At 70.0% G+C, this 15511-nt stretch carries 18 protein-coding genes; 5 read left to right on the top strand and 13 right to left on the bottom strand.

The features are described from left to right. The first annotated feature begins 28 nt into the window (after positions 1 to 28). Positions 29 to 913, top strand: coding sequence for a GntR family transcriptional regulator (locus AC067M_RS10040; protein ID WP_478696530.1), 885 nt, complete (start codon positions 29 to 31; stop codon positions 911 to 913). Then, positions 913 to 1620, top strand: coding sequence for an HAD family hydrolase (locus AC067M_RS10035; RefSeq protein ID WP_478696529.1), 708 nt, complete (start codon positions 913 to 915; stop codon positions 1618 to 1620). The genes AC067M_RS10040 and AC067M_RS10035 overlap by 1 nt, the downstream gene beginning before the upstream one ends. 54 nt (positions 1621 to 1674) lie before the next feature. Here AC067M_RS10035 and AC067M_RS10030 read toward each other — a convergent pair whose 3' ends face one another. Continuing rightward, the gene (locus tag AC067M_RS10030) at positions 1675 to 2061 is read right to left on the bottom strand and encodes a winged helix-turn-helix transcriptional regulator (protein ID WP_478696528.1); all 387 of its coding nucleotides are present in this window, start codon (positions 2059 to 2061) and stop codon (positions 1675 to 1677) included. Positions 2062 to 2132: 71 nt separating this feature from the next. Here AC067M_RS10030 and AC067M_RS10025 point away from each other — a divergent pair, with 71 nt between their 5' ends. Then, the gene (locus tag AC067M_RS10025) at positions 2133 to 3047 is read left to right on the top strand and encodes an NAD(P)-dependent oxidoreductase (protein ID WP_478696527.1); all 915 of its coding nucleotides are present in this window, start codon (positions 2133 to 2135) and stop codon (positions 3045 to 3047) included. 8 nt (positions 3048 to 3055) lie between these two features. On the opposite strand, the gene AC067M_RS10020 is transcribed toward AC067M_RS10025, so the two are convergent. The 7 genes from AC067M_RS10020 to AC067M_RS09990 form a co-directional block, all read right to left on the bottom strand. Continuing rightward, positions 3056 to 3529 carry an HAD domain-containing protein gene (locus AC067M_RS10020; RefSeq protein ID WP_478696526.1) on the bottom strand — a complete coding sequence of 158 codons (474 nt, stop codon included), beginning with the start codon at positions 3527 to 3529 and terminating at the stop codon, positions 3056 to 3058. Between the two features lie 63 nt (positions 3530 to 3592). After that, positions 3593 to 5611 (bottom strand): HelD family protein, encoded by a 2019-nt coding sequence (locus tag AC067M_RS10015; RefSeq protein WP_478696525.1) that lies wholly within the window; start codon positions 5609 to 5611, stop codon positions 3593 to 3595. 40 nt (positions 5612 to 5651) lie between these two features. After that, the gene (locus AC067M_RS10010; protein ID WP_478696524.1) at positions 5652 to 6284 is read right to left on the bottom strand and encodes a TetR family transcriptional regulator; all 633 of its coding nucleotides are present in this window, start codon (positions 6282 to 6284) and stop codon (positions 5652 to 5654) included. Positions 6285 to 6424: 140 nt separating this feature from the next. Further along, positions 6425 to 7330 (bottom strand): ATP/GTP-binding protein, encoded by a 906-nt coding sequence (locus AC067M_RS10005; RefSeq protein WP_478696523.1) that lies wholly within the window; start codon positions 7328 to 7330, stop codon positions 6425 to 6427. A gap of 117 nt (positions 7331 to 7447) precedes the next feature. Further along, entirely contained in the window at positions 7448 to 8209 is a 762-nt protein-coding gene (locus AC067M_RS10000; RefSeq protein ID WP_478696522.1) for an HAD family hydrolase, read from the bottom strand. Positions 8210 to 8220: 11 nt separating this feature from the next. After that, on the bottom strand, positions 8221 to 9018 hold the full coding sequence (locus tag AC067M_RS09995; protein WP_478696521.1) for an HAD family hydrolase: 798 nt from the start codon (positions 9016 to 9018) through the stop codon (positions 8221 to 8223). After that, positions 9018 to 9902: a GntR family transcriptional regulator gene (locus AC067M_RS09990; protein ID WP_478696520.1), complete on the bottom strand. Its 885-nt coding sequence runs from the start codon at positions 9900 to 9902 to the stop codon at positions 9018 to 9020. The genes AC067M_RS09995 and AC067M_RS09990 overlap by 1 nt, the downstream gene beginning before the upstream one ends. Before the next feature lie 171 nt (positions 9903 to 10073). On the opposite strand from AC067M_RS09990, the gene AC067M_RS09985 reads away from it, so the two are divergent. Continuing rightward, positions 10074 to 10262, top strand: coding sequence for a hypothetical protein (locus AC067M_RS09985; protein WP_393622362.1), 189 nt, complete (start codon positions 10074 to 10076; stop codon positions 10260 to 10262). Between the two features lie 39 nt (positions 10263 to 10301). Here AC067M_RS09985 and AC067M_RS09980 read toward each other — a convergent pair whose 3' ends face one another. The 3 genes from AC067M_RS09980 to AC067M_RS09970 form a co-directional block, all read right to left on the bottom strand. Next, a complete protein-coding gene (locus AC067M_RS09980; protein ID WP_478696519.1) occupies positions 10302 to 11219 on the bottom strand; it encodes a winged helix-turn-helix domain-containing protein in 918 nt (305 codons plus the stop codon). A gap of 304 nt (positions 11220 to 11523) precedes the next feature. Continuing rightward, positions 11524 to 12780 (bottom strand): GNAT family N-acetyltransferase, encoded by a 1257-nt coding sequence (locus tag AC067M_RS09975; RefSeq protein WP_478696518.1) that lies wholly within the window; start codon positions 12778 to 12780, stop codon positions 11524 to 11526. 93 nt (positions 12781 to 12873) lie between these two features. Next, positions 12874 to 13491 (bottom strand): RsiG family protein, encoded by a 618-nt coding sequence (locus AC067M_RS09970; RefSeq protein ID WP_478696517.1) that lies wholly within the window; start codon positions 13489 to 13491, stop codon positions 12874 to 12876. A gap of 168 nt (positions 13492 to 13659) precedes the next feature. On the opposite strand from AC067M_RS09970, the gene dtd reads away from it, so the two are divergent. Next, positions 13660 to 14085, top strand: a complete 426-nt coding sequence (dtd, locus tag AC067M_RS09965; RefSeq protein WP_478696516.1) for a D-aminoacyl-tRNA deacylase — start codon at positions 13660 to 13662, stop codon at positions 14083 to 14085. Here the strand turns inward: dtd and ygfZ are convergent. Further along, complete coding sequence (gene ygfZ / locus AC067M_RS09960) at positions 14082 to 15047, bottom strand: CAF17-like 4Fe-4S cluster assembly/insertion protein YgfZ (protein ID WP_478696515.1); 966 nt, start codon at positions 15045 to 15047, stop codon at positions 14082 to 14084. The two genes, dtd and ygfZ, sit on opposite strands and share 4 nt — an antisense overlap. 10 nt (positions 15048 to 15057) lie before the next feature. After that, the gene (locus AC067M_RS09955) at positions 15058 to 15495 is read right to left on the bottom strand and encodes a Fur family transcriptional regulator (RefSeq protein ID WP_478696514.1); all 438 of its coding nucleotides are present in this window, start codon (positions 15493 to 15495) and stop codon (positions 15058 to 15060) included. Between the last annotated feature and the right edge of the window lie 16 nt (positions 15496 to 15511).

The raw sequence follows: 15511 nt of genomic DNA, 5'->3' as shown, positions 1-15511 counted from the left end.
TGCCGACACATGGTGCCGGCTGTAGCGTTTGGTCGTGACTCCGGAGAACGTGTCAGTGAACGGCGGCAGAGGAGTTTCGCCGCAGGAGATCGCCGACGTGCTCCGCGAACGGATCCGAGTCGGAGAACTCAAGGCGGGGGACCGCCTGCCCACCCAGGCCGAACTCGCCGAGGAGTTCGGCGTGGAGCGCGGCACGGTTCGCCAGGCCCTGCGGGCACTTCAGGACGACGGCCTGCTCAGCAACGTCAGCAAGGGCAGCCCGCCGCGCATCGCGGAACCGGCGCCGGCCCTTGCCCGCGAGGAGCCCCAGCCCACGATGGTCGGGCTCGCGCCGCGGCTGACCGAGACCTTCTCGGCGAAGCAGGTGCGCATCGACGTCGTCTGTCACACGGCGGAGACCCTGATGCTGGCGCTCGGTGAGTCGCTCCGGTTGATCCACGAGGGCCGGATCCGCCCCGAGACGATCAACGTGCGCATCCTGGTGCCGTCCCGTGACATCAACCTCGCCTTCCCCGTCTCGGTGGAGGGTGACGGAGTCGGCGACCCGGTCCACCAGCGCTGGCTGTCGATGCGCAACGCCCAGGGCCAGGTCCTGAGCCACAACCTGCTGGCCCTGCGCTCCACGCACGGCATCGATGTCCATGTCGCCTTCCGCGCGCTGCCGTTCACCCCACCGGTCAAGTTGTACCTGCTCAACGGGGAGGAGGCGCTGATCGGCTACTACATACTCACCCGGCGGGAGGAGGAGCGGGGCAGCCACACCCTCGACATGTACGACGTCCTCGGTGCCCAGTCGCTGCTCTTCTCCTTCGTGAAACGAACGGGTCAACGCGACGCCGCGTTCGTCAAGGAATCCCAGAAGTGGTTCGACGCCCTCTGGGAAACCATCACCTCGGACCTGACACTCTCCTAGTGACTTATAGCGAGCAACTGCGAGAGCTGATCACTCGTGCCCGAGTCGTGCTCTGGGACTTCGACGGGCCGATCTGCCGGCTGTTCGCACGGCACCGGGCGGAACAGGTGGCGGACGACCTCGTGGAGTGGCTGGAGGCCAGAGGTCTGCACGGCCTGCTGACGGACGCCGAGCGCGAGACACCGGACCCGCAGATCGTCCTGCGCGCCCTGGACCGCCGATACCCCGGCACTGACTTGGTGGGGGAGCTGGAGGGACGTCTCACGCAGGAGGAACTGCAGGCCACGGAGTCGGCCATGCCCACCGCGTACGCCGACATCCTGATACGGACCTGGACCGCGGTGGGCTCGCGCCTCGCGATCACCACGAACAACTCCTCGCAGTCCGTGGACAGGTACCTGGCGAGCCGCGGCCTCGTGTCCTGCTTCACTCCCCACGTCTACGGCCGCACCCAGGACCTCCACCTCCTCAAGCCCGACCCGCACTGCCTCAACCGGGCGCTGCACGCCATGGGTTCGGCGCCCTCGGACGCGCTGATGATCGGCGACGCGCCCACCGACCTCGTGGCCGCCGAGAACGCCGGAGTGCCGTTCCTCGGCTACGCGCGCAACGAACGCAAGGCCAAGCTCCTCATGGACGCCGGCGCCGAGTGCGTCGTGGAAACCCTGGAACCCGTCCTGAAGGCGGTCCGGGCCAAGCGCCCGTAGTACCCACTTTTTTGTACGTACTTGGCACCGCCCGCCGTCCCGGCGAGGCTGGTCTCAGGTGGCCGACGGGGCCGCCGTGACGGACAGGACGGGGGAGCTGGTGGTGCGGGCGGCGAGTCTGTCCAGACGGCGGTGGCCCCAGTCGGAGAGGGGCGCGATGGCCTCGGAGAGGTCCCGGCCGAAGCCGGTGAGGGAGTAGACGGTCTTCAGCGGCAGAACGTCGTGCACCTCTCGGTGCACGAGCCCGTCCTCCTCCATCTCGCGCAGTGCCTGAGTCAGCACCTTCTCGCTGAGCCCCGGCAGTCGCCGGCGCAGTTCACCGGGCCGGTGCGGGCCGGACTCCAGCAGCCACAGCAGCGAGGTCTTCCACTTGCCGTCGATCACGGCGATCGCGGCGGTGACTCCACAGACGTTCGGGTCCTTGGCGCGCTCGCGTGTCATTCCCGTCCCATTCGTCAGCAATTGTCGATCTCGGTCATCATAACCGTACTTATTTTTCAGGGAGTTGAAGCATGTCCTCCAAGCCTGCCGACCAGTCCGCCGACCAGCCGACCGACCAGTTGGCCGTCACCGTCCTCGGTCTGGGCCCGATGGGCCGGGCGCTGGCCGGTGCGTTCCTGGACGCGGGAGTGCGGACCACGGTGTGGAACCGCACCCCCGGCCGGGACCGGGAGCTGGTGGAACGCGGGGCGCTCGGCGCCGCGTCCGCCGCCGAGGCGGTCGCCGCGAGCCCGCTGACCGTGGTCTGCGTCGTCAACTACGACGCCGCCGACGGCATCCTGCGCGACGAGCCGGTCACGGCCGCCCTCAAGGGCCGTACGGTCGTCAACCTCACCGCCGACACCCCCGGCCGGGCCCGGTCCACGGCCGACTGGGCGGCCGCACACGGCATCCGTTACCTGGACGGTGCGATCATGACGGCGACCCCGAGCATCGGCACACCGGACGCGGTGTTCATCTACAGCGGCCCCGAGGACCTTCACCAGGAGGTGCGGCCTGCCCTGGACGCCCTGGGCGGCACCCACACCCACCTCGGCACGGACATCGGCCGGGCCGCGGCCTACGACGTCGCGCTCCTCGACATCTTCTGGACGGCGATGGCGGGCTACGCGCACGCCCTGGCGGTCGCGCGGGCCGAGGGCATCACCGCGCGGGAGCTGGCCCCCTTCGCCCAGGGCATCGCCACCATCCTGCCTCCGCTGTTCGAGGAGTGGGCGGGCGACGTCGACAGCGGCACCTTCTCCGGCGAGCTCAACCCGATCACCTCCACGGTCTCGACCATGGCCCACGTCGTCGAGACCGCCGAGGCCCACGGCATCGAGGCGAGCGTGATGCGCGCGGCCGAGGGGCAGGCCCGCAGGGTCATCGCGCGCGGCCACGGCACCGACGGGTACATGAGGGTCGTCGAGCTGCTCGGCGGGAAGTAGCCGCCGGGTCAGGCCCCGAGCCACTCCCGTACGACCGTGAAATCCGCCTCCGTGAGGCCGTCGCGGGGGTCGGCGCGGTGCAGGAGGGACCGGGCCGGGTGGTGGGCGGCCACCCATGCCCGGTCGGCGCCGGTGATCTCGTCGTCGAGCCAGACGAAGGGCTGCCCTGCCGCACGGGCGACCAGCGGCCTCGTCTTCCAGTGCAGGCGGCTGTGCGGAGGCTCCTCCTCGTCCGGCAGGTCGATCACGGGCAGCGCGGGCAGCCCCAGCCAGGGCGCCACACAGGCGTTCGCGTCGTCCAGCCAGGTCGTCGCCCACACCAGCTCGCAGCCCAGCGCCCGCAGCCGCGGGCCGAGGGCCGGGTCGATCCGGTTCAGCAGGGGGTGTTCGGCGGACAGGGCGGCGGGTCCGTCGTACACGGGGTAGGGCCGCGGCGATCCGAAGGGGAGCAGGGTGCCGTCGACGTCGAGGAAGAGGAGCATCGGGGACAGGATCCGCCGTCGACGGCACTTCTGGCGAATGGCTTACCGGGCCGGGCCGGTTTCTCAGAAGGGCAGCGGCCGCTCGTGGACCACGTCCAGGCGGGACACCGCCCGGGTCAGGACCACGTACAGCCGGTGGGCTCCCCGCTCCTCCGCCTCCGCGATCGCCGCGGGCTCGACGGCGACGACATGGTCGTATTCGAGGCCCTTGACGAGGCCGGCCGGTACGACGGTCAGGCGGGCGGCCGGATCGTCGGGGCCCGCGGGCTCCAGGCCCGCCGCGTGCAGGGCCTCCCGTACCCGGGCGGTGTCCGCGTCCGCCGTGACGACACCGACGGATCCCTCCTGGGTGAGGGCGTCGCGTACGGCGGCCACGACCGCGGCCGGCAGGTCGCCGTCGGCCTCGCGGAGGTTGAGTGCGCCGTCGCGGCGCAGGGAGCGGGCCGGCGGGACGTCGACGTCGAGGCGGTCGAGCAGCCGGTTGGCGAGGGTGAGCACCGCCTCCGGGACACGGAAACCGGTGGTCAGCGGGACCACCGCGGCGTCCGGTTTCCCCAGGTGGGCGAGGAGCGCCGGCCACGACCGGGCGGCCCACGGCGTGGTCCCCTGGGCCAGGTCGCCGAGCACCGTCATCGAACCGAAGTCCGCCCGGCGCGCGATCGCCCGGCACTCCATCGGGGAGAGGTCCTGCGCCTCGTCGACGACGACATGCCCGTACCCTTCAGGACGCTCGATGAGCCCGGCGACCTCGTCGAGCAGGACCAGGTCGGCGGCCGACCAGCGCGCGGACTTCGGCGAGCGCGGCGGCCGCGTCCACAGCACCGCCTGCTGCTCGTCGGCGTCCAGCAGCCCTTCCGCCGCCCGCGCCAACTCCCCGGCGTCGGAGAGGAGCGGGGCGACGACCTCCTCTGGGCGCACCTTCGGCCACACGGCGTCGACGTACGCGCTCAGCGCCCGGGCCCGTTCGAGCCCCCGCACCCACGCGTTCGGGGGCGGCCCGCTGCGCCGCTCGGCCTGCTCCAGGATCCGCCGCACGATCCGCATCCGCACCCGCTCCCGCCCGACGCCGTACGGCGGCTCCTCCGCCCGCACGCCGGACACGATCCGCGCGAGCTCCTCGCCCGACACCCGCCAGCGGTACGAGCCGTCCGGCACGGCGAGGTCGCCGGCACCGGCGACGTCCACGCGCGCGTACAGCGCCCGCCGCAGCACCTCGGCCATGCGCGCGTCGTGCTTCACACGGGCGGCCCGCTCGTCGTCGGCCCCGGTGACGGAGTGGCGCGCGATCTCGTCGGCGAGGGTGGACTGCCGTACGCCGGTCTCGCCCAGGGAGGGCAGCACCTCCGCGATGTAGGAGAGGAAGGTGCGGTTCGGCCCGAGGATGAGCAGACCGCCGCGCCGGATGCGCTCGGGGTGGGTGTAGAGGAGGTAGGCGGCGCGGTGCAGGCCGACGGCCGTCTTGCCGGTGCCGGGGGCGCCCTGCACGCACACCGAGACCGTGAGGTCCTCTCGTACGAGGTCGTCCTGCTCCGGCTGGATGGTCGCCGCGATGTCACGCATCGGGCCGACGTGGGGCCGTTCGATCTCCCGGGCGACGATGTCGCTCGGCCCGGACTCGCCCCGGCCCAGGTGTTCGTCCTCCAGACCGGTGAGGTCGGCGGAGTCCCCCCGGCTGCCCGGGGCCCAGCCGAAGCGGCGGCGGACGGCGACGCCCTGCGGGGCGTGGGCGCTGGCCTGGTAGAAGGCGCGGGAGACGGGAGCGCGCCAGTCGACGACGAGGGGCGGGGCGGCCGGGTGCTCGCTGATCCGCAGCCGCCCGACGTGGTAGCTCAGTCCGTCGTGCTCACCCCCGGCGAAGTCCAGCCGCCCGAAGAACAGGGGCCCCTCGGGCAGTTCCCGCAGCTCCTTGGCCCGGCTGCGCAGCCGGTACCCGAGGACCTCGGCGTCGGCACCGGAGGCGGAGACGTCCTCCCCGGTGACGACGTGTTCGTCGGCGCCTTCGATCATGGCGGCGAGTGCGGAACGGCAGGTGTCGTGGTGGGTGCGTTCGGCGTGCAGCTGGTGGTCGAGGCTCGTCGTCATGCGTCGAGCGTACCCAGAAAACGTTACTCGGTTAAATATTTTACCGAGACTTAGATTCTTCCGCGAGCCACGGCAGCCCCTTCTCCAGCAGCCCGAACGCCCGTTCCGCAGCCGCCACCGCGTCCTCCCGCACGTCCTCCAACCGCTCCCCGTCCGCGATCCGCCGCCAGTTCTCCAGCGCCAGGACCCGCTGTACGACGACGATCTGGGCGGCGGCGAGCCGTGCCGCCAGATCGCCGCCGAGAGCCTCGGCGAGCGCCGCCTCCGAGCGCTCCTGGTGGGCGTACATACGGGCGGCCAGGGCGGGCGTGCCGTAGAGGAGCCTGTGGTAGGCCAGGACCTCGGGGTGGTCGTTGAGGCCGGTGACGGGGTCGCAGCGGTCGAGACCGTCGAGGAAGTTCCGGCGCAGCGCCCCCATCGGGGAGACGCCCTCGGCCGCCCGGGTGACGACCCGCGCCGCCTCGTCCTCGTGGTCGGCGATCCGGTGCAGGACAAGGTCCTCCTTGGCCGGGAAGTACCGGAAGAGGGTGGGCTTGGAGATCTCCGCCGCGGCGGCGACCTCGGCGACGGACACCGCGTCGAACCCCTTCTCGAGGAAGAGCCGGACGGCGATGTCCGACACGGCCTGGTACATCCGCTGCCTCTTGCGTTCCCGCAGCCCGATCTCACTCATGCCGCCGAGCCTACGCATCGTCCGCCCGTCGACGCTTGGCCTCAATCCGACCGAGGCGTAGGAGTTCGGCGCCCGGAGGCGCTGCTCCTGGTGAGGCTGCCGGCCCCGGTGCCGGACCCGGGCGAGGCCGAGAGTGGGGGTCAGGAGGCCGCCGAGGAACCGTTGGGATCGCCGGTCAGGGCGTTTGCCGAGAGTCCGTGAGCCACGTTCCAGAGTGTGTCGAAGAGTTCGCGGCGACGGTCGATGATCTCGCGCGCCCGGCGTCCGTCGTCCCTGTGCCAGTGCGTCAGCAGCGAGTCGTGCCCGATGAGGTCCAGCAACTGGTCCCCCTCTCGAGGGTCTGGGCTGTACTCGTCGGGGCGCAGTTCGATCTTGTCGTAGATGCCTTCGAACGCCTGCTCGTTGTTGATCAGGTAGAGCTTGAGTGACGGCGACATATGCATGACGCGGAAGTCGACGAGCAGCCTGCCCTGCCCGTTGTGCTGCATCCTGCGCTTCATTCCCCTCAGCTCTGCCTCGTACCCACTGATCTGTTCCACCAGGTGCCGCCGGAAGCCGAGCGCGTCCGTGATCTTTCCGTCCGCCCGTATCAGGCCGGGCACCTGTATCTCCTGGGTGAAGTCGGGGACCAGGACCCGGACCGTGACCTTCCGGTCCGAATTACGGGGCAGGCTTCCGAGCAACTGTTTCAACGGGGGAGCGAAAGTCTCTCCGGTGAAACCGATCACGGCGAATTCGACTTCTTCTCCGTCCCGAAGCGCTTCCCTGAACTTCTCCACCAGCGCCTCCGGGGTGACCTGCGCACCCGCCCCCGGTTGCTGAGCCGAGCTCAGCCGCTGGATCATGTCCCGCAGGTTCTCCGTCATCTCCCGCTGGGTCTCGTGCGCCGTGTTCAGCCGCTGCACCTCGCTGTAGAGCACATAGCCGACCAGGCTCAGCAACGCCCCGCCGATGTAGGCCTTTCCCTCCAGCGCGTCACCCACCGGCTTCACGAACTGTGCGATCAGACCGACGACGAAGACCGCCAGCAGCAGAAGCCGGGACACCGTGCTCTCCGCACGCGCCCAGCCGGCCGTGACTCTGCTTCTCAGCGATGCCACCAAATCCCCCGTCCGACATGTGCGTTGATCCGAGCCTGTTCATCGTGCCCGGTGCAACGGCTGTCAGGAAGAGCGCGGTGGAATCATGAGGGACAGGAGGTCGTAGCGGGAGAAGACGAAGTCCACACCCGTTTCCCAGAGCCCTTTCGCCTCGTCCGCGTCCGCCGCGTACCCCGCGAAGGCCACGCCGGCAAGGTCCGCTGCTCGGTGGTCCGTAGCCGTGTCGCCGATCATCACGGCCTCGTCGGCCCTCGCCCCGAGCCCGTCCAACGCCCGCAGCAGGCAGTGCGGATTCGGCTTCAGCTGCCTGGGATTGTCGGTGCGGCCGTGGATGTGACCTGCGAAATGTTCATAGAGGCCTGCTCTCTTCAAATACACGGCCACTGCCGAGGGCGAATTGTTCGTGGTCACCGCCATGCGCACCCCTGCGCTCCCCAGTCGCCGCACCAACAGGTCCGCGTCCGGCGTGGGTGGCGCGATCGCCGCGGCGGCCCGTTCGCCCGCCACGAGCAGCTGCTCCAGTTCGGCCACCAGAGCATCACCAGGCCGGGCCTGATCCACTGCGCGCAGCACAGCCTGCGGATCGATGGACACCAAGGCGTCCGGAGGCAGCAGATCCAGGGCGCCGCGCCCGGCAAGGTGTCGACGCAGTACGTCCGCCAGAGGAGCCGACGCCCCGTCCGGGAAGAGACGGCACAGCGGCCCGTCGAAGTCGAACAGCACACAGCGCCCACGCCTCATGTGCCGCGACAGTTCCCGCATCCGGCTGGGGTCGTCGAGGATCGGTCCGTCTTCGGGCCCGGTGTCCTGTGGCAGAGGGGGCATGGCTGCAGAGGCTAATGGCTCTCTCTCGGAATGCTTGCAACAACGCGTTCGGCGTCCTTCAGGGCTCGCCCCCGGACCACCTCCAGCAGGGGACTCAGAGAGCCCACTACGTGCTCCGCCCCTGCCTCTTTGAGCAGCGTCGCCTTCCGCTCGTTACGCGCATAGCCGACGAAGGCCACGCCGGCCTTGCTCGCGGCCTGGACATCCGAGGGGGTATCGCCGATGAACAGCGCGGCGGACGGTGGGGTACGCAGCGCCTGCAGGGCCCGGTTGAGGGTGTCCGGGTCCGGCTTGAGCAGGTGCAGGTCCTGCGTCCGGCCGTAGATGTGTTGGCCGAAGCACTGGACCAGCCGACGGCTCGCCAGATACTTGAGCACGGCCCGCGCGGAGTTGTTCGTGGCGATCGCCAACCGGACGCCCGCCGCGGTCCAGGTCTGTATCAGAACGTCAGCGTAGGCCGTGGGCATGGCCGACTCCGCCGCCCGCAGCTCCTCCTGAGTGAGACGTTCCTCCAGCTCCACCGCCAGGTCACTGCCGGGACGCCGGCGGTCGACGGCGCGCAGGACGACGTGTGGATCCAGGCTCCGCCGTTCGGCATCCGTCAACAACCCGCGCAGTCCGCGCCCCTCCAACGACTCCGTCAATTCGTCCGCCACGTGTTCCGCCGAGTGTCCTGCGAAGAGCCGGCAGATCGGCCCGTCGAAGTCCCACAGCACGACACGGGCACGGGTGATCAATTCCCGGAGGTTCTCCGTGTCCTTCTCAGGTCCTTCGGCCGCCTGTTCAGTCTGCGTCGTCTCAGAGGTCACTAGGAGAGTGTTACGTCCGAGGTGATGGTTTCCCAGAGGGCGTCGAACCACTTCTGGGATTCCTTGACGAACGCGGCGTCGCGTTGACCCGTTCGTTTCACGAAGGAGAAGAGCAGGGACTTGGAGCCGAGGGCGTCGTACATGTCGAGGGTCTGGCTGCCCCACTCCTCCTCCCGCCGGGTGAGGGTGTAGTAGCCGATCAGCGCCTCCTCCCCGTTGAGCAGGTACAACTTGACCGGTGGGGTGAACGGCAGTGCGCGGAAGGCGACATGGACATCGATGCCGTGCGTGGAGCGCAGGGCCAGCAGGTTGTGGCTCAGGACCTGGCCCTGGGCGTTGCGCATCGACAGCCAGCGCTGGTGGACCGGGTCGCCGACTCCGTCACCCTCCACCGAGACGGGGAAGGCGAGGTTGATGTCACGGGACGGCACCAGGATGCGCACGTTGATCGTCTCGGGGCGGATCCGGCCCTCGTGGATCAACCGGAGCGACTCACCGAGCGCCAGCATCAGGGTCTCCGCCGTGTGACAGACGACGTCGATGCGCACCTGCTTCGCCGAGAAGGTCTCGGTCAGCCGCGGCGCGAGTCCCACCATCGTCGGCCGGGGCTCCTCGCGGGCAAGGGCCGGCGCCGGTTCCGCGATGCGCGGCGGGCTGCCCTTGCTGACGTTGCTGAGCAGGCCGTCGTCCTGAAGTGCCCGCAGGGCCTGGCGAACCGTGCCGCGCTCCACGCCGAACTCCTCGGCGAGTTCGGCCTGGGTGGGCAGGCGGTCCCCCGCCTTGAGTTCTCCGACTCGGATCCGTTCGCGGAGCACGTCGGCGATCTCCTGCGGCGAAACTCTTCTGCTGCCGTTCACTGCCACGTTCTCCTGAGTCACGACCAAACGCTACAACCCTGATCCATCTATGGGGAGTTGTTTAAAAGTTGTTTATAGGTAGCTGCCAAGTGGGGACAACCTATACAGAGTTGGCTGCCAACTTGATGAAGTTGGCGGAAGTTTTGCCTCCGTCTCGACATCTCGACAACGCCCGGGAGCACCTAAGGGGGAACCATCATGCCTGCCCTCGCCATTCTCTCCGCCGTCTTCATCGTCGGCTTCGAACAGGCCATCCAGGTGAAGTACGGCGCCGCCGGCTTCATCGGCCTGATGCTGCTCACCGTCGGCATCAAGGCCAAGAGCCCGGCCGTGAGCTCCGTCGGGGCGGTCGTGCTCGCCCTCCTGGTCGCGGGACCCGCCCTGTGAGGAGGGCGAGTCACCCGGGTCAGCCGCCGTGGGGGACGATCAGCTCGTGAGCACCAGCTCCGAACTGATCGTCTCCCAGAGCGCGTTGAACCACAGGCGGGACTGCTCCACGAACGTCGTGTCACGCAGCCCGGCACTCTGGGCGAAGGCGAACAGCATCGACCGGGTGCCCTCGGCGTCGTACATCTCCAACTGCTCGTGGTCGATCTCCTGCTCGCGCCGCGCGAGCGTGTAGTACGCGAAGAGCGCCTCGGAGCCGTTGAGCAGATACAGCTTCACCGGCGGGGTGAAGGGCACCGCGCGAAAGGTGACCCGCACGTCGATGCCGTGCGTCGCGCGCAGCGCCAGCAGGTTGTGCCGCAGCACCTGCCCCTGGGCGTTGCGCTGGGCCAACCAGCGGTGCTGCAGCCGGTTGTGCTCGGTGGCGGCGTCCACGAGCGTCGGGAAGGCGAGAACGATGTCCCGGCTGGGCAGCAGGACCCGGACGTCGATCTTGGCCGGTTTCAGCTCCCCCGCGTGGATGCGGCGCAGCGCCTCGCCGAGGGCGAGCGTGAGGGAGATGGAGGTCAGACAGAGGGCGTCGATCTCGACGTGGGTGGCCGCGAACGCTTCGGCTATGCGCGGGGTGAGGGCCACGGTGGTGGGCAGCGGCGGGGCGGCCGGACCGGCCAGGGCGCGGGCGTGCCCCAGGTCCGGGGCGACGGTGGCCGGGCTGCCCTTCGAAACGTTGGTGAGCAGGTGCTCCGCCTGGAGGATGCGCAGGGCCTGGCGTACGGCTCCGCGCTCGACCCCGAACTCGTCGGCCAGCCTGGCCTGGGTGGGCATGCGCTCGCCCGGCCGCAGCACGCCGGACCTGATCCGCGTGCGCAGCTCCTCGGCCACTTCGTGGGGTGACTTCTGTGGCCGTTGTGGCCTCTTCCGTCCATTGACGGGGGCATGTTCCGGGTCCACAACCAAACACTACAACTTCCCGCCATCTTTCGGCAGTTCATGGGAAGGTGGTTATGAGACGCTTCCAAGCGGAGATAAGTACAGTGAAGTTGGTCGCCAACTCCAACGACATGGTCAAACTTGGAGGACCGGGCTCCCCTCCGGAGGGGAGCCGGGAGCCCGGCCATCCAGCACAGTCACAACTCCACAGGGCAGGGCACAGCCACAACTTCACACCGACAACTCCACACCGACAACTCCATACAGCTCACCAGAGCACAGCTACGGATGCAGTACTTCCCCACCGTCCCCACCGTCCGTCGGGAGGAGCTCAGAACAGGTCCGGGCACCAAGGCCGCCTGGACGTACGCAGCAGGGCGTCGGCCGACCGGGCGGCGCCCGCTCGTTCTTCCCGCACCCTGCCGAGCGCCGCGAGCCGCACCGCCGACTCGTCGCCCAGCCACAGCGCCGCCAACTCCCGCACGTCGAGGGCGAGGTCGGCACCGCGCGTGGTCCGCGTGCAGGACGCCCCGGCCGCCGACGCCTCCAGCAGGTAGCGGCCCCCGGCCAGCCCGGCCCCGTCGGCGACCTCCAGCACCAGCGAGCCCTCACCGTCGTACGAACGCGCCTCAAGGGCCCGTACGACGTCCAGGAGCCGCACCCACAGCCAGTCCGCCTGGCAGGTCATCCTGGCCGCCCTGGGGTCCGGCAGGTAGAGCGGGAGCAGGTCGTCGGGGGCCCGCCAGCCCGACTTCACCTTCACGACCCAGTCGATCGAGCACAGGTAGTGCCACAGCGCACGCTCGGCGGCCGGGCTCGCCGCGATCAGCCACCGCACGCTCGCCGTGTTCGCCGGCTGCAGCTTGCCGTCGGCCCAGTGGTCGTCGCAGCGGTACGACAGCAGACCCTGCACCTCGCCGTCCGGCGAGCGGTGGACGGCGTAGAAGGGCTCGGTCCACGAGGGCTCGAAGGGCACGTCACCGGTGTTCACCCGCCACCACATCTCGTCGCGGCTGACGGCGCCAGGCTGCGCCCTGCGTATCCGCTCGTGCAGGCCGGGGCCCAGCTTGCGGACGTCCTCGCCGTCCACGAGGTCGATCCGGCCGCCGTCCTCAGGACCGGCCCACCGCGGGTCGAGGCCGGACCGCGGCACTTCGATCGTCCACTCGCTCGTCGACGTGGCGGGACCGAAGCCGTAACGGCCGTAGATCGGGTACTCGGCGGCGATGAGCGTGGCGACCACGTCCTCGCGCTCCTTCGCCGCCGCCAGGTCCTGGCTCATCATGCGGGTGAGCAGGCCGCGGCGGCGGTGCGTCGCGGTGACCGAGACGCCCGTGACGGCGTTCGCGGGAACGGTCGTGCCGCCCACGGCCGTGAGCTCCTGGGCGAAGGACTTGAAGGTCGCTACGCAGCGGCTGCCCTCGAAGGCGCCGAGATAGCGGCCGGCCACGAACTGGGCGCGCCGGCCTTCGAGTTCGGCCGCTGAGGTGACGGGCTCCCGCAGGAAGCCGGCGTTGATGGCGCGGAGCCACTCGGGGAGCTCCGCCTCGGTGATGGGACGTACGTCGATGTCGGCGCGGGGGGTCATGGGCCCACGGTAGGGGGACGGTGGTCAGGGTGTCGTGAGGTTTTCCCCGGGCCCCGACCGGCGCCCCGCCCCCTCCCGCGCGTCGGCGGGCTCTCACACCAGCAGGTCGTCCACCTGGGCCTCACCGTCGCGGTAGCGGCGGGTGATCTCGGCGCTGCAGTCGTCGGCCGTGCGCTGCAACCGCTGCCTGCGCCGGGAGACCTGCTGCTCGTAGCGGACGAGCCGGCCCATCGCGGTGTTCAGCTCGAGGTCCGTGCGCGCGCCCAGGTCGGAGAGCTCGACCTCGCCGAGCATGTCCGCGGCCAGCCGCCGGTACTCCTCGTTGTGCGGCGTGCCCAGCGTGACGTGGCGGGCCGAGGAACGGTGGCGGGCCGGGGCGTCCGTGAGGATCTCCGGCAGCCGCTCCACGACGGACGACTCCCCCGACGCCACGACCGACGCGGGACCGCGCCGCGCCAGCTCCGCCCGCAGGATGTCGATCCGGCCCTGCAACAGCCGCCGTACGTAGCTCAGATCGGCCTCGTCGCGCTGGGCGTCCCAGCGCAGGGTGCGCAGCTCGGGCAGGCTCAGCACGGTCAGGTCGTGTTCGGGCGGATTCACGGGCAGCAGCGGGCTGTCGGTGCGCTGCGTGGGCGGTCGGGGGCTGTCCCGGTCTCCCTCACGGGTCAACGAGACAGCCCCGGACGGCTGCCCGGTACTCGGTGTGCTCATGTGCCTCTACCGTCCCCTCGACCGGCGTGTGCCAGCATCGTGCCACCCCAAGTGGCCCCTATGTGACCGAGTGCCCCCGAACGGCCGCAGATAGGGGCTTAAGGATCAAAAAGATGCCTGGTCCGGACCAAACGCGGACCGCGGTTCGTCACCCGGCATGATGGTCCTATGCGTGCAGTGGTGCAGAGGGTGGACGGCGCGAGCGTCGTCGTGGACGGCGAGACGGTCGGGGAGATCATCGGCGAGGGGCTGTGCGTCCTGGTCGGGGTCACCCACGAGGACACCGAGGAGAAGGCGGCCCAGCTCGCCCGCAAGCTGTGGTCGGTGCGGGTGCTGCACGACGAGAAGTCGTGCAGCGACATCGACGCCCCGCTCCTCGTGATCAGCCAGTTCACCCTTTACGGCGACGCCCGCAAGGGCCGCCGCCCCACCTGGAACGCGGCCGCCCCGGGCTCGGTCGCCGAGCCCCTCGTGGACGAGGTCGTCGCCCAGCTGCGCGCCCTGGGCGCGACGGTGGAGACGGGCCGCTTCGGCGCACACATGCGGGTGTCCCTGACGAACGACGGCCCGTTCACGGTCCTGGTCGAGGTCTAGGGCGCGACCACGACCTCCTGTGCGGCGGCCGTGGTGTCGGCGACCAGGGGCGCGTCCACCGGTACGTTGCGCTTGACCAGCGCGAGGGCGACCGGGCCGAGCTCGTGGTGGCGTACGGAGGTCGTGATGAAGCCGATCTTCCGGCCGTCCGGGCCGTCGTCCGCGAGCCGGAGCTCGGTGCCGCGCGTCGGCAGGTGGACCTCGCTGCCGTCGAGGTGCAGGAAGACGAGCCGGCGCGGGGGCTTGCCCAGGTTGTGGACGCGGGCGACCGTCTCCTGGCCGCGGTAGCAGCCCTTCTGCAGATGCACCGCCGAGCCGATCCAGCCCAGCTCGTGCGGGATGGTGCGGTGGTCGGTCTCGAAGCCGAGGCGCGGGCGGTGGTGCTCGACGCGCAGCGCCTCGTAGGCGAGGATCCCGGCCGCGGGGCCGGCCTTCTCGGCGTACGCCTCCAGGTCGGCGCGCGGCAGGAACAGATCACGCCCGTACGGCGTCTCGCGCACGACGACGCCTTCCGGCACCTCGGCGATGGAGCCGGCCGGCAGGTGCACGACCGCGAACTCGTCCGTGCGGTCGGCGACTTCGACGCGGTAGAAGAACTTCATCGACTCCAGGTACGCGATCAGCGCGTCCTGGGTGCCGGGCTCCACGTGGGCCCAGACGGTCTCGCCGTCGTCGACGAGGTAGAGCGCGTGCTCGATGTGGCCGTGCGCGGAGAGGATCAGGGCCTCGGTGGCCTCGCCGACGGGCAGCTCACTGACGTGCTGGGTGAGCAGCAGGTGCAGCCAGCTGAGCCGGTCGTCGCCGGAGACGGAGAGGACGCCGCGGTGCGAGAGGTCGACGAAGCCGGTGCCGTCGGCGAGGGCGCGCTGTTCGCGGAACAGGTCGCCGTAGTGGGCGGCTACGCCTTCGTCCACGCCCTCGGCGGGGACGGCGCCGGGCAGGGACAGCAGGGGGCTCTTCATATACGTAAGCCTACGACTCGGTAGTTGAACTCTTCAGAGAGCAGTCCTTGCACCGGCCGAAGATCGCGAAGTGCTTCATGTCGGTGTCGAAGCCGAACGTCTCCCGCAGCTTGGCCGTGAACTCGGCGGCCACCTTCACGTCCGCCTCGATGACGTTCTGGCAGTCCCGGCACACCAGGTGGATGTGGTGATGCCGGTCGGCGAGGTGGTACGTCGGCGCCCCGTGCCCGAGATGCGCGTGACTGACCAGACCCAGCTCCTCCAGGAGTTCCAGGGTCCGGTACACGGTGGAAATGTTGACCCCCGACGCCGTCTTCCTCACTTCCACGAGGATGTCGTCGGGGGTCGCGTGCTCCAGGGTGTCCACAGCCTCGAGAACAAGCTGACGCTGCGGCGTCAGCCGGTAGCCACGCTGCCTGAGGTCGCTCTTCCAGTCGGTGCTCACCACACGCCCAGTCTAGGAC

This window comes from Streptomyces sp. NPDC043427, from assembly GCF_056436655.1.
The sequence above is the reverse complement of the archived record's forward strand: the minus strand, read 5'-3'. Positions and strand labels throughout refer to the sequence as shown.

What these genes read in the sequence shown, in the direction of transcription:
- AC067M_RS10010 (WP_478696524.1), bottom strand. Translation starts at nt 6,284, where the DNA reads ATGAGTGAGATCGGGCTGCGGGAACGCAAGAGGCAGCGGATGTACCAG.
- AC067M_RS10030 (WP_478696528.1), bottom strand. Translation starts at nt 2,061, where the DNA reads ATGACACGCGAGCGCGCCAAGGACCCGAACGTCTGTGGAGTCACCGCC.
- AC067M_RS10020 (WP_478696526.1), bottom strand. Translation starts at nt 3,529, where the DNA reads ATGCTCCTCTTCCTCGACGTCGACGGCACCCTGCTCCCCTTCGGATCG.
- AC067M_RS09970 (WP_478696517.1), bottom strand. Translation starts at nt 13,491, where the DNA reads ATGAGCACACCGAGTACCGGGCAGCCGTCCGGGGCTGTCTCGTTGACC.
- AC067M_RS10000 (WP_478696522.1), bottom strand. Translation starts at nt 8,209, where the DNA reads ATGCCCCCTCTGCCACAGGACACCGGGCCCGAAGACGGACCGATCCTC.
- ygfZ (WP_478696515.1), bottom strand. Translation starts at nt 15,047, where the DNA reads ATGAAGAGCCCCCTGCTGTCCCTGCCCGGCGCCGTCCCCGCCGAGGGC.
- AC067M_RS10015 (WP_478696525.1), bottom strand. Translation starts at nt 5,611, where the DNA reads ATGACGACGAGCCTCGACCACCAGCTGCACGCCGAACGCACCCACCAC.
- AC067M_RS09975 (WP_478696518.1), bottom strand. Translation starts at nt 12,780, where the DNA reads ATGACCCCCCGCGCCGACATCGACGTACGTCCCATCACCGAGGCGGAG.
- AC067M_RS09985 (WP_393622362.1), top strand. Translation starts at nt 10,074, where the DNA reads ATGCCTGCCCTCGCCATTCTCTCCGCCGTCTTCATCGTCGGCTTCGAA.
- AC067M_RS10025 (WP_478696527.1), top strand. Translation starts at nt 2,133, where the DNA reads ATGTCCTCCAAGCCTGCCGACCAGTCCGCCGACCAGCCGACCGACCAG.
- dtd (WP_478696516.1), top strand. Translation starts at nt 13,660, where the DNA reads ATGCGTGCAGTGGTGCAGAGGGTGGACGGCGCGAGCGTCGTCGTGGAC.